Origin of the sequence: Neptunomonas phycophila (assembly GCF_001922575.1) — a bacterium.
GTDB lineage: Bacteria > Pseudomonadota > Gammaproteobacteria > Pseudomonadales > Balneatricaceae > Neptunomonas > Neptunomonas phycophila.
The window spans coordinates 1,608,064-1,622,030 of sequence record NZ_MRCI01000001.1; the positions used below are offsets into that span (position 1 = coordinate 1,608,064).

The window sequence follows — 13,967 nt, forward strand, 5'->3', positions numbered from 1 at the left end:
AAGAGTTCTGGTGGGGGCTTTTTTTATCAGGTGGATCGCCTGACTGTCAGGTTAGGCCGCTTCGCTTCCTGCTTCTGCGGGCACTGACGTACGTATTAAGTGATCGAATGCGCCCAAAGCGGCTGTTGCACCAGCGCCCATTGCAATAATAATCTGCTTGTAAGGGACGGTAGTCACATCGCCTGCAGCAAAAACGCCTGGCATCGATGTCTGCCCTTTTGTATCGATTACAATTTCGCCTCGATCTGATAGTTCAAGCTTATCTTTTAACCATTCAGTGTTCGGAATTAAACCTATCTGAACAAATATCCCAGCAACATCCACTAAGTGTTTATCACCCGTAGCACGGTCTGTGTAATTCAGACCAATAACTCGCTGGCCATCACCGATAACCTCTGTGGTCATCGCTTCTTTAATGATGGTGATATTTTTCATCGATTTAGCTTTGCGCACTAAGACTTCATCGGCACGTAATGTGTTGCCAAATTCAAGTACGGTGACATGCTCAACGATACCAGCCAAATCGATTGCTGCTTCAATACCTGAGTTACCACCGCCAATCACAGCAACTTTTTTACCTTTAAATAACGGGCCATCACAATGCGGGCAGTAAGCCACTCCTTTACCACGATATTCTTTCTCGCCCGGTACGTTCATTTCTCTCCAGCGCGCACCTGTGGCTAAAATGACAGACTTACTTTTTAGAACCGCACCACTTTCTAGCTCAACCTCAATCATGTCACCTTTAGTTAGCCGCTTGGCTCGCTGCGTGTTTACAAGATCAACATCATAATCTAATACGTGTTGCTCAAGGTTAGCGACTAATTTAGGACCTTCTGTTTCTTTTACTGAGATAAAGTTTTCAATAGCCATCGTATCCATCACTTGGCCGCCAAAACGTTCGGCCACAACACCAGTGCGGATACCTTTACGGGCGGCGTAAATTGCTGATGCTGCACCAGCGGGGCCACCACCAACGACCAGTACATCGTATGGGTCTTTTTCTGCTAAGGCCGCTGCTTGGCGCTCACTCGCTCCGCTATCAACTTTGTTGAGTATCTCTGCCAAAGACATGCGCCCTTGACCAAATAACTCACCATTCAAATAAACAGATGGAACTGCCATGATATTTCGCTCGTTAACTTCATCCTGAAACAAAGCACCATCGATCATGGTTGTACGTATATTCGGATTTTTAATCGCCATCAGGTTGAGTGCTTGTACAACCTCAGGGCAGTTTTGGCATGACAGGGAAATGTATACTTCAAAGTTGTAATCACCCGTAAGCTGCTCTGCCTGCTCGATTAATGCAGGTTCGGCTTTAGAGGGATGCCCCCCTGCCTGTAATAATGCCAGCACAAGTGACGTAAATTCATGGCCCATTGGGATGCCAGCAAAAGCGACACGAGATGCGCTACCTTTAGGCGCTATACTCATTTGCGGTGCTCGACCAACGGGGTTGTTATCAATAATTAATTCTATTTTTGAAGAGAGCGCCGAAATTTCGGTGGCCAATTCTTCTAGCTCTTTAGATTTTGCAGTGTTATTGGTGGACACAGTCAGTTCTATCGGATTAACGATGTTCTGCAAATAGGTGTCCAATTGTTTCTTAAGGTTTGTATCTAACATTATCGTTACCTGACTAGTGTCTTAAAATTCGACTTATCTTACGTAATAAAGCTGATGCCTAATCGGCCAACTGGCTCCTACTAGCGAGTGGTTCTCAAGCAGGAGTCAGTTGAGGAGCGTCGTTTTAGATTTTGCCAACTAGATCCAAAGACGGAGCAAGTGTTGCTTCACCTTCTTTCCATTTAGCCGGGCATACTTCACCTGGGTGAGCCGCTACGTATTGTGCTGCTTTTACCTTACGGACGGTGTCTGCCGCCTCACGACCAATACCTTCAGCAGTAATTTCAACTGACTGGATAATACCTTCAGGATCGATTACAAACGTCGCACGGTCAGCAAGGCCTTGGTTTTCACGCATCACACCAAAGTTGCGAGTAACCGTGCCTGTAGGATCGCCGATCATTGTGTATTGGATCTTGCCGATCGTTTCAGAAGAGTCGTGCCATGCTTTATGAGTAAAGTGCGTATCAGTAGACACTGAGTATACTTCTACACCCATGCTTTGAAGTTCAGCATAGCTGTCTGCCATATCGCCTAGCTCGGTTGGACAAACAAATGTGAAATCAGCTGGGTAAAAGAAAACAATAGACCATTTACCTTTTAGATCAGCGTCTGATACTTCGATAAATTCGCCTTGTTTAAAAGCTGATGCATTAAATGGTTTGATTTCTGTATTGATCATTTTGTTGCTCCTGTTAAAGCTGGGTTTGATTCAATTAGGTGTTGATTCGACAGGAGCTAGTCTATGGAAATTGATTGATATGTAGAAATTAATTGTTTTTAAGAGGTTGATTAGTTTTTTCTATTAAGGCCCCTTATATATAGTAGAAGTTAATCGAGTAGCATGGCTTAGCGTAATCCGTGTTCGCACAACAAAAAAAAGCAGCCTAGTGGCTGCTTTTAGAGCGTTGTTTAATGATGAGTAACAGTCACTAATCCGCAATAAAAATGCTGATTGTTTCACTGGTATGCCCCAGCTCACTATCGCGAGATTGCTCTTCTTGCACATACGCGGAAACTTTAGAAGATGATAAGGCTCGATGAGCGGCATAGGCGGTATCAGCTCCCCGGAAACTGGCTAGGGCCGTCACAACAACAGGGTGCTTATTCGCTGAAAGCTTGTTGAAATTAACCACCTTATTGGCACCGTACGCTGTCGTCACTTCAATCGACCGACCGCCAATGTCGGTATTCCCTTTTTCTATCGCGATCCAACCGACCACTTCGCTAGCATGACCATTGCTTAAACTTTCTTGTTCTTGAAGCGCGAGCTGTAAGCCTGCATTCGAGTTTGAGAGCACCCTAGCAACTACAACGTCCTCGTCATTAACACTGTTAACGCTTGTAAAAATAACGGGAGGTTCACTAAAGCTTGAGCCGTAAGACACATTAACGGATTGGGATGCGGTTACCTCTACATCCGAGCGGCCGGCTTTTAATACTAAATCGCCTAATTGATACTCACCACTGTCAGCGACAAGATAGAATATTTTTTCCCCGTTAACGTGAGTACCGCCCTGATAATCCCAACCTGAAAAGCGGATATCAAAACTAGTAGGTGTAACGTTGCGGATTTGAATAGCACCTAACTCATTTGATAGTTCACCAACCGACGCTGTTACAACAGGAGCGCTGTAGTCCTTGCCTAGTGGAACCGTTGTCCACTGGTCAGTAATGCCTTGTAAGTAGCCCCACTCAACAGGCGTAGCATCAATTTGTGGTTGTTGGCGCAATGCAGACGCATCGCCTCCTCGGGTGCTGACATCCTGCGCAAAAAGCTGCCCACCAATAGATATTGCATCGATTGTCTCCGTTGTATGAGCAACTTCAGAATCGCGCGATTGCTCTTCCTCAACAAAGATGGATGAGTTAATTAAAGGCAACCACTCATGGGTAACAAGCGTCTGCTGAGTTAAATAAGTGACTTCTTCGCCTCCCAATATTACTTTTCCTGAGCCATGCGGGCTATAAACGGCTAAATACCCAACTGTTTCAGCGGCATGGCCATTGTTCAAACTTTCTTGCTCATACAAAGCGGCACTGAAACCCGTGGCGGTTACCGATTTAACACGGGGTATAGCGGCTTGTGCTTCATTGGCTGTTTGCATCGTTAAAAAGATCCGCGGGGCTGCCGCAAAGCTGGCGCTGAATGTCTGTGCTTGGAAGTTACGCGTTTTATCTAACGTAAAGGTTCCCACTTCCCAAATAGAGCCATCTGGCATTGTGTATCGACCACTTTCTAACACCACATGCGGTATCGTTTCGCTGGCGTGCTCCCCATCTAAATAATCCCATTCGCTAAAGTTAATCGAGAAGCGCGTTTCATACCCCTCACGGGTTACATTTTTAATACGAACCACACCTGGTGAGCTGTTATTAAAGCTTGGTGGTCCTGCGATAACGACCGGATTGTCATAGGTAGAGGGCAGCACAACACTTGTCCACTCATGGCTTGTGTTCAGTACAAGCAGATCACTGCCTCGCCGTGTAGGGTCTTCTGGATGACTGTCTATTTCATCTGGCGTGCCGTCACCATCCGCATCTACGTCAATTGCTGGGTCGGCTACTCCGCCATCATTTGGGTTATCAGGGTCTAGACCATTTCGTAATTCATAAGCATCATCTAACCCATCACCATCGCTATCAGGCGGTGAACCAGCTTGCCAAGGCTCCTGTACATCACACATTGAATCAAAACCTGCTAGCTCACCGGTCACAGTATTCCATGCAGATACAGGCTCTTCTTGGCAAACCGATTCACGATAGGAGGCAACAACCGACATCGTATCGTTAATTAATCGCGTATTATCAGCATCAGCCTGATCCCCCGCCGCGACACCTTGATAGTTAACGTAGGGAGTAGAGAACAGAGGGGCGCCTGCGTAATAGGTTCCGTCGTTATAGTTGTAGCCCATAGCGGTAGAGTAAGCTTTGCCATTAGATCCTGTGAAAAACCAACCCGCTGAATATTGATTATCTAGATAGCTATTTGGCCCCGCTCCACTACTTAAAGCTTTGGGGTGCGCCGCGCCTAAATTATGCCCAAGCTCATGTACGAGGGTGTTGGATATATCAACTGATCGTATGGCGGCAACCGAGAACGCAGCACTCGAATCCCCTTGCCAATAAATTAATGAATACCCCAAGCCCACATTACCGTATGCAGAGCCATGATCCACCATCATAGTTACTAGATCTGCACCGTACGTTTCACGTGCAGTGGCAACCGAACTAAACACCCCTTGCCCTTGGCGTAAAGCCACTAAATCATTATAAAAACTACTGCTATTGGTAGTAGCTTGCGTGGTGTAATCAATATCAAGACTATGGACAATATTGAACTCCAGGTCTAACCCGCTATTGCTTGCCACTTGATTCATTCGGTTTTGGATATCCAATGAAAACAGCTCCATCCCCCCATTATTATCGACCCAGGCCTTAGCCGTTGAATCAAAGACCATCATGACATCAATTTCTTCGGCAAAAACAGGTGAACTGATTAAGGCCACCGCTAGGGAAGTAGTCATTAAAATAGGAACACGTTTCGCTTGATGGGCGTGTTTGGGCGAAACAATTACAGGATGTTCAGATTTTTTTAGTTGTTGAGCCATCATGGTCTCTCTATCGCTTGCAGGGTTTGCTTGAATAAAACCGACGGACTACTAAACAGCGGTTACTGTACATATAAAATCTATTATTGAACTGACACATGTTCATGGGTTTGGGCCGGCATTTTGGCTAAATCTACTTCGGTAACTGTGGCGCGCCGTTTCGCTTGGTTACCTCGTAACCGGTATGACTTTCCATTTTCCATGTCTTGAATGGTCATTAGATAATCATCGCCTATTAACGTCAGTGTGACGGTAGACAGAGATTCACCAGTAATGCGCCCCTGTAAGAGAAGCTTCTTTTCACCTATTCTACGTTCAGTCTCAAACGTTATGTCCAAGTCCACATCGGCAAATAAAGGAAGCGCAAAACCATGCCCCAGTTCTGTAGGAATGCTTACTGCTATATCAGCGTCGCGACTAAATACAGACTTAGCCAGCGGTTCACTCGGGTGGGAATGACGAGTCTCAGATAGCTGTTCATTACGACCCGTAAGCGGGTTGGTCGCCGGTTGATTAATCAATCGATCCTCAACCTGTGATTCAATGATTGGAGGCACATCAGCACCGGACTCTTTAACGCTTATCGTTTGCCAAAATATAAAGAGCACTACTGCCAGCAGTAGAAGCGCTACGCTGCCTAAAATTAGTACACACCTTGACACCCCACCTTGTTTTGTCATCAGCACTCACCTTTATGTTGCATAAAAGATACAGAAAATAAAAATAAATAGCTTTAAAAACAATAATATATCGCTATTTATTAATTTAATTCAGAACTATACAAAGGTTAGTTATCCAGAGCTAGTTCCATCTAATTAAGCAACAAAAAAAGCAGCCTAAATGGCTGCTTTAAAGACAGGTTTGGCGCACGAATAATTAACGGCTGACTAACCCGCGTGAGTCCAATATTTCTTCGATTTCTGGCAAACTCGCTGGATCATCAATCGTAGAAGGGATGCTGTAAGCTTGTCCATCAGCAACTTGGCGGAGCAATTTACGCAGTATTTTCCCTGATCGCGTTTTAGGCAAACGCTGAACAACAACCGCTTTTTTAAAACAAGCGACAGCACCAATCGATTTTCTTACCATCGCAACCAGTTCTTTTTCCAGCTGCTCTTCGTCAACCTCTACACCGTTCTTAATAAGGACTAAACCAATAGGTTGCTGGCCTTTTAGAGGATCGTTAATTCCAATGACACAGCATTCAGCTACCGCAGGATGGCTAGCAACGACCTCTTCCATTTCGCCTGTTGATAAGCGATGGCCGGCTACATTAATCACATCATCTGTACGGCCCATCACAAATACGTAACCATCCTCGTCTTTATAGCCGCCATCACCTGTTGAATAATAACCAGGAAACTCTGAAAGATACCCCGTCCTAAAACGCTCATGATCACCCCAAATTGTTGGTAAGCAACTGGGAGGTAATGGCTGCTTAAGCGCGATAATGCCTTGTGAACCGGCGGGTAACTCCTCGCCTTGTGCGCCTAGAATTTGCACATTAAAGCCTGGGATGGGTACCGTTGACGATCCAGCTTTAGGTGCCATCCTTTCAATACCCGTTAGGTTGCCACAAATAGCCCAACCGGTTTCTGTTTGCCACCAATGATCAATAACAGGTTTACCCAACGTTTGGCTTGTCCATTCATAGGTCGGGGGATCCAAGCGTTCACCTGCCATAAACACGGCCTCTAATGCGCTTAAATCATAAGGGGCTAATAAATCAGAATCAGGATCTTCTTTACGTATCGCCCTAAATGCTGTGGGAGCTGCAAATAATGCTTTAACTTTATACTCATCACATACGCGCCAGAAAGCACCGGCATCAGGGGTTTTGATCGGCTTACCTTCATACACCACTGTTGTACAACCTGCTAACAATGGCGCATAAACAATATAGGAGTGCCCCACAACCCAACCGACATCAGATGCAGCCCAAAAGACTTCGCCCGGCTCCATATTGTAGATAGCTTTCATACTGTACTTTAATGCGACAGCATGACCACCGTTATCCCGCACAACCCCTTTTGGTTTGCCGGTTGTACCTGAGGTATACAATATATATAGCGGATCAGTCCCTTTAACGGCAACACAGCCTGCAGGCTCTGCTGCTGCCATTGCTTGCTGCCAATCCAAATCTCTTCCTATCTCCATGCTTGCGGTGCATTGTGGCCGCTGCAACACAATGCATCGCTCAGGCTTAAACGCCGACAGTTCAATGGCTTCATCAAGCATAGGTTTATATTCAATCACCCGATTGATCTCGATGCCGCATGAAGCCGTTACCACCACTTTAGGCTCGGCATCATCAATACGAACAGCCAACTCTTTTGGTGCAAAGCCACCAAAAACAACCGAGTGAATAGCTCCCAAACGCGCAACGGCTAGCATCGCAATCAATGCCTCTGGAACCATTGGCATATAAATAACGACCCTATCCCCTTTTTCTACACCTTGCTCTTTTAGTACACCTGCAAACTTAGCTACCTCATCGCGTAGTTCTTGATAGGTATAGCGGCGTTTAACTCCCGTTACAGGAGAGTCAAAAATAATAGCGTCTTGTTCGGCCCGGCCATTTTCCACGTGATAATCTAATGCAAGGTAGGCAGTGTTAAGCTCCCCATCAGCAAACCAACGGTGGATACCATTGCTATCCGTACTTAGCACTTGTTTTGGCTTTTTAAACCAATGAATGAGTTCTGACTTCTCTTCCCAGAAAGTTTCGGGTGATTCTATTGAGTGTGAGTATTCTGCTCGATACGACATCGTACGGCCCTTTTATTATGTTATCTATCAGGACTACGTAAGTGAGCCGATTTATTATTATTGTTGACAGTCGGCCCGCTGTACCTAAGTAATGTATCTAAACTAGCCGACAATTTAACTAAGACATTGGGCGAATAGGCCGTTTTTTAGACAAAAATAGGCAGATCCTAGCTCCGCCTCAAAAATATTGTCGACAATCTACTGATTTGGATCAATCCTAAATATTGTAGAATTGACCTTTTTCACTCAATACAGCGGCACAAGTGATAACCGCTAAAAAAATATCAACTCCCCAAAAATCGCTCTTTTATTCACTTAATGAACGCTTTTCATCAATTCTTGAAATGAACTCAGGTAATTGATACCTAAAATGTTTTATTATATGTCCCCTTTACGTTTCGCCATTTAGCTAGCCATCCAACAGGTAGTAATTGCATGTCTCAGATGATCACCGATCAACTAAACTCCATCCTCAAACAGCGCATCATGATCCTTGATGGCGGTATGGGCACTATGATTCAAGATTACAAACTTGAAGAAGCCGATTATCGTGGTGAGCGCTTTGCGGACTGGCCATGCGATGTAAAGGGTAACAACGACCTCTTAGTACTTTCTCAACCGCAGATCATTAAAGACATACACCGCAATTACTTGTTGGCCGGTGCTGATATTTTAGAAACCAATACCTTTAATGCCACGCAAATCGCCATGGCCGATTACGAAATGGAATCACTAAGCCATGAGATAAACTTAGTAGCGGCGCAGCTAGCCAGGCAAGCCTGTGACGAAATCACCGCCCAAACACCTGAGCGCCCGCGCTTTGTGGCCGGCGTTCTCGGCCCTACTAACCGTACCTGCTCGATATCACCGGACGTCAATGATCCCGGTTATCGAAACGTGTCTTTTGATGAGCTTGTCGATGCTTATTACGAGTCTACTGATGGCTTAGTAAAAGGAGGCTCCGATTTAATTCTTATCGAAACTGTTTTCGATACACTCAACGCAAAAGCCGCGATCTTTGCTGTCGATAAATATTTTGACGAGAACAATGTACGGCTACCCGTTATGATTTCGGGCACCATTACGGATGCCTCTGGACGGACCCTCTCTGGACAAACAACCGAAGCTTTCTGGAACTCAGTTAGTCATGCCAACCCTATTTCCATTGGCTTAAACTGTGCACTCGGCCCGAAAGAGCTGCGCCAATATGTACAAGAGTTGTCACGTGTTGCTAACTGTTTTGTCTCTGCGCACCCTAACGCCGGTCTGCCTAACGCTTTTGGTGAATACGATGAGTCTCCAGAAGAAATGGCACGCGAAATTAGTGAATGGGCGGAGTCAGGGTATCTCAATATTCTAGGTGGCTGCTGCGGAACAACACCCGAGCACATACGTGTTATACGTGAAGCTATTGAAAAATTTCCCCCTCGCGTAGTTCCTGATATTCCCAGAGAAGCGCGTTTGGCGGGCTTAGAGCCGATGAACATTGGTGCAGATACCCTGTTCGTTAACGTGGGTGAACGAACTAACGTTACGGGATCGGCGGCGTTTAAGCGGCTCATCAAAGAAGGTGACTATGAAACAGCCTTAGATGTTGCTCGCCAGCAGGTAGAGAACGGCGCACAAATCATCGATATCAATATGGATGAAGGCATGCTTGATGCTGAAGCTGCCATGGAGCGTTTCTTAAAGCTCATCGCCTCTGAGCCGGATATTTCCCGTGTTCCAATTATGATCGACTCCTCCAAGTGGGAGGTAATTGAGGTCGGCCTTAAATGCATACAAGGCAAAGGGATTGTTAACTCCATCTCCATGAAAGAAGGTGTCGATAAGTTTATCGAACAAGCCAAACTGGTTCGCCGTTACGGTGCAGCAGTCATCGTGATGGCATTCGATGAAATCGGCCAAGCAGACACCTGTGAACGCAAAATTGAAATATGTGAAAAGTCTTACCGAATTTTAGTAGACGAAGTTGGCTTCCCTCCTGAAGACATCATCTTTGACCCTAACATTTTTGCTGTAGCTACCGGCATTGAAGAACATAACAACTACGCTGTCGATTTTATTGAGGCTACCGGCTGGATTAAGAAAAACCTGCCTTATGCAAAAATCTCAGGCGGTGTATCTAACGTGTCGTTCTCGTTTCGTGGCAACAACCCAGTGCGTGAAGCCATCCACTGTGTATTCTTATACCACGCCATCAAGCAAGGCATGGATATGGGTATCGTTAACGCAGGCCAGTTAGCCATTTACGACGATTTGCCAACCGAACTTAAAGATCTTGTAGAAGATGTCATCCTTAACCGCCGCGACGACTCAACCGAACGATTGCTAGACGTAGCCGAGCGCTACCGTGGAGATGGCTCAGCTGAAGCCGCTCCAGAGGCTCAAGAGTGGCGCAGCTGGGAAGTCAACGCACGCTTATCACATGCGCTTGTAAAAGGAATAACAGAATTTATCGACGACGATGTAGAAGAATGCCGCCAAAACTATCCGCGCCCTATACAAGTTATTGAAGGTCCACTTATGGACGGCATGGGTATTGTGGGCGATTTATTCGGCTCGGGTAAAATGTTCCTTCCACAAGTGGTTAAGTCTGCTCGCGTCATGAAAAAAGCAGTAGCTTACCTCATGCCATTTATTGAGGCAGAAAAAAGCGGAAATGAATCGAGCTCCGCCGGTAAAGTCGTGATGGCCACGGTTAAAGGCGACGTTCACGATATCGGAAAAAATATCGTCGGCGTAGTTTTACAATGTAATAACTTCGAAATAATAGACCTAGGCGTCATGGTTCCAGCTGAGAAGATTCTTACTACTGCCAGAGAAGAAAAAGCGGATTTAATCGGCCTATCAGGATTGATCACCCCTTCATTGGATGAGATGGTACACGTCGCCAAAGAAATGCAGCGTCAAGGATTTGATATCCCGTTAATGATTGGTGGGGCTACTACATCCAAAGCTCACACAGCCGTTAAAATAGAACCGGCCTTCAAGCGAGATCAAGTGGTTCACGTAACCAACGCTTCACGTGCTGTTGGCGTTGCATCCGCCCTGTTATCAAAAGATAGAAAATCAAGCTATATCAAAGAGATACAAGAAGATTATCAGAAAGCACGTGACCGCCATGCCGCTCGTCAAAATGATAAGCGCCGCGTCAGTTTAGAAGCGGCTCGCAATAATAAATTTGTTGCCGACTGGGATAACTTCACGCCGGTTAAACCTGCACAACTTGGTGTGCAGGTTATTGACAATCTAGACCTTAATTTACTGCGTGAATTTATTGATTGGAGTCCATTTTTCCACGCCTGGGAATTAGCAGGCAGCTACCCACGCATCCTCACTGACAAAGTCGTTGGCGAAGAAGCCACTAAGTTGTTTGCAGATGCACAAGCTATGCTAGACGACTTAATTTCAAACAAGAAGCTCCGCGCCCAAGGCGTGTATGGTTTATTCCCGGCTAATAGCGTCGATCATGATGACATAGAGCTATATACCGACGAGTCTCGCAGCGAAGTATTAATGACGCTTCATCACCTACGTCAGCAAACAGAGAAAGTCGCCGGTAAAGCCAATATGTGTCTAACGGATTTTATCGCCCCTAAAGACTCAGGCGTTAAAGACTACTTTGGCGCATTTGCTGTAACTGCTGGGCTCGGTGTTGATGAATTGGTAGCCGTGTACGAAGCTGATCACGATGATTACAACAGCATTATGGTTAAAGCACTTGCGGATCGTTTAGCCGAAGCTTTTGCAGAATATTTACACCGCTTTGTTCGTAAAGAAGCGTGGGGATATGCACCGGATGAAGACCTAGATAACCAAGCTCTGATAAAAGAAAAATATCAAGGCATTCGTCCTGCTGCTGGCTACCCCGCCTGCCCAGATCACACCGAAAAAGGGTTACTATGGAAGCTGCTGGATGTTGAAAACCGCACGGGCATTACAATTACTGAATCATACGCCATGTTACCAACGGCAGCCGTAAGCGGTTGGTACTTTAGCCATCCGCAAGCGCAATATTTTGGTGTGGCTAAGATTGGCGAAGACCAGCTAGATAGTTACGCCAAACGAACAGGGATGGATAAGCAAGAGGCTGAACGATGGCTTGCTCCCAACTTAGGGTACGAGCCAGAGGATACCTAATTAAGCATTAGGCACATCAACACAAGGTCATCATTAAGCACAAGGAGGTGCTAGTGAAACACCTAACCACCCAAGGGCATTTGCAATCGCCCACTACCCCGCAGTTATTACGTCAAGTCACTCCTCTTTTACTGGAGGGGACTTATGCACGTTCTCAATACAGCCCAACCTGATCGCCACGTCAAAGCAACGGAATAATTTATAAAACGTGCAACAATCTGTTGCATAGCAGCATTTATTCCCGACTTCGTTGTAAATTAAAGGATCACAAGTTTACGCAAGCGCACAATACTCATCATGCTTGTGTATCAGCTTGATAAAAATGTGATCATTAAAAACGCTTTTTAAAGCGACTAAACCAACAACATTCACTGCAGTGATAAGTGGAGATGCCGATTATTTATTAATCCCCGACATTGATACAGCTATTTACACGAGCTTAAGCTCAGCATTTAGCCATCCTTTACCACTGCGCACTGATATGGTTGCCAACGGCATACCAGCCTATTCTTTTAGACGTATTTGCTATGCAGATACAACAAGGAGATTACCATGGCAGTGACTGCTGATCGTATAACACGGGAATTTTCGCCCAACAGCCCTTCTACTCCTAACCATCGCGAACTGGTTATAGACTCCACTCGTAAAGCCGAATATTGGTTAGCAAAACAACTGGATCAAGCGGGTATTACTCTCAACGGCTCAAACCCATGGGATCCACAAATACATAATCGACAAGTTTTTCATCGCGTCTTATCCGAAGGTTCGATAGGAATCGGCGAAAGCTATATGGATGGCTGGTGGGACTGCGAACAAGTTGATGAACTCATGACTCGTGCCATGACTGCACAACTTGATGAAACGCTAACAGGCCGCTGGACGTTCATTAAACACTGGTTAGCTGCTCGCCTGATGAACCGTCAATCCATCAAACGCGCATTCCAAGTTGGAGAGCAGCACTATGATGCGGGTAACGACCTTTATACAGCTATGCTCGATCCAACCATGGCATACTCATGTGGTTATTGGCAGGAAGCAAACAGCTTGCATGAAGCGCAACTGGCAAAACTAAATCTAGTTTGTCAAAAGCTTCAGCTCAAACAGGATGATTCCGTTTTAGAAATAGGATGCGGTTGGGGAAGCTTCGCCGAACTCGCAGCGACCCGCTATGGAGCTAAAATAACAGGCTTGACCATATCGAAAGAACAGAAACGTTTAGCCGATGAACGATGTAACCACCTGCCCGTGGACATATTACTTCAAGATTACCGTCACCATGACGGCCTGTACGACAAGCTTGTTTCAATTGGTATGTTTGAACATGTTGGACAAAAGAATTACGACACCTATATGCGATCGGCTCATCGCCTAATGAAAGATGAGGGTATTTTTGTTTTACATACTATTGGCAAAGATAAATCTGATTTAGGGACAGATCCTTGGATCGACAAATATATTTTTAGAAATGGTGCCATACCTTCATTACGCCAGATAAGCGCAGCATGCGAGCCCTATTTTGTCGTAGAGGATGTACATAATTTTGGTCAGGATTACGACCGTACATTAATGGCGTGGCATGACAACTTTGAGCGCGCTTGGCCAATGCTATCTACCGCTTATGATAATCGGTTTTATCGGATGTGGAGCTATTACTTAAAATGCTGTGCAGGCTCATTCCGCAGCCGATCTCTGCAGTTATACCAAGTCGTCCTTCGTAAACGTTTAACGCCAATGGACCGCTATAAAAGTCCACGCTAGAGATAAACCGCTGATCTTTTAGCAGCCTTAAAAAACTAAGGGCAGATTGCTCTGCCC

The 13,967-nt window shown here is 45.6% G+C and carries 7 protein-coding genes; 2 read left to right on the plus strand and 5 right to left on the minus strand.

Going from position 1 to position 13,967, the window contains the following annotated elements; genetic code table 11:
- Positions 1-51: 51 nt before the first annotated feature.
- The 5 genes from ahpF to BS617_RS07385 all read right to left on the minus strand — a co-directional run bounded on the left by ahpF (position 52) and on the right by BS617_RS07385 (position 8,009).
- On the minus strand, positions 52-1,629 hold the full coding sequence (ahpF, locus tag BS617_RS07365; protein ID WP_075172196.1) for an alkyl hydroperoxide reductase subunit F: 1,578 nt from the start codon (positions 1,627-1,629) through the stop codon (positions 52-54).
- A 124-nt stretch (positions 1,630-1,753) separates the two neighbouring features.
- Entirely contained in the window at positions 1,754-2,311 is a 558-nt protein-coding gene (gene ahpC / locus BS617_RS07370; protein WP_075172197.1) for an alkyl hydroperoxide reductase subunit C, read from the minus strand.
- 250 nt (positions 2,312-2,561) lie between these two features.
- On the minus strand, positions 2,562-5,243 hold the full coding sequence (locus BS617_RS07375; RefSeq protein WP_075172198.1) for a M12 family metallo-peptidase: 2,682 nt from the start codon (positions 5,241-5,243) through the stop codon (positions 2,562-2,564).
- A gap of 80 nt (positions 5,244-5,323) precedes the next feature.
- Positions 5,324-5,920 carry a hypothetical protein gene (locus BS617_RS07380; protein WP_075172199.1) on the minus strand — a complete coding sequence of 199 codons (597 nt, stop codon included), beginning with the start codon at positions 5,918-5,920 and terminating at the stop codon, positions 5,324-5,326.
- 196 nt (positions 5,921-6,116) lie between these two features.
- Positions 6,117-8,009, minus strand: coding sequence for a propionyl-CoA synthetase (locus BS617_RS07385; protein WP_075172200.1), 1,893 nt, complete (start codon positions 8,007-8,009; stop codon positions 6,117-6,119).
- Positions 8,010-8,444: 435 nt separating this feature from the next.
- On the opposite strand from BS617_RS07385, the gene metH reads away from it, so the two are divergent.
- On the plus strand, positions 8,445-12,152 hold the full coding sequence (metH, locus tag BS617_RS07390) for a methionine synthase (protein ID WP_428977873.1): 3,708 nt from the start codon (positions 8,445-8,447) through the stop codon (positions 12,150-12,152).
- 552 nt (positions 12,153-12,704) lie between these two features.
- Positions 12,705-13,910: a cyclopropane fatty acyl phospholipid synthase gene (gene cfa / locus BS617_RS07395; RefSeq protein ID WP_083609965.1), complete on the plus strand. Its 1,206-nt coding sequence runs from the start codon at positions 12,705-12,707 to the stop codon at positions 13,908-13,910.
- The last annotated feature ends 57 nt before the right edge of the window (positions 13,911-13,967 follow it).

Coding starts and splice junctions, on each gene's coding strand:
- ahpF (WP_075172196.1), bottom strand. CDS start 1,629: ATGTTAGATACAAACCTTAAGAAACAATTGGACACCTATTTGCAGAAC.
- ahpC (WP_075172197.1), bottom strand. CDS start 2,311: ATGATCAATACAGAAATCAAACCATTTAATGCATCAGCTTTTAAACAA.
- BS617_RS07375 (WP_075172198.1), bottom strand. CDS start 5,243: ATGATGGCTCAACAACTAAAAAAATCTGAACATCCTGTAATTGTTTCG.
- BS617_RS07380 (WP_075172199.1), bottom strand. CDS start 5,920: ATGACAAAACAAGGTGGGGTGTCAAGGTGTGTACTAATTTTAGGCAGC.
- BS617_RS07385 (WP_075172200.1), bottom strand. CDS start 8,009: ATGTCGTATCGAGCAGAATACTCACACTCAATAGAATCACCCGAAACT.
- metH (WP_428977873.1), top strand. CDS start 8,445: ATGTCTCAGATGATCACCGATCAACTAAACTCCATCCTCAAACAGCGC.
- cfa (WP_083609965.1), top strand. CDS start 12,705: ATGGCAGTGACTGCTGATCGTATAACACGGGAATTTTCGCCCAACAGC.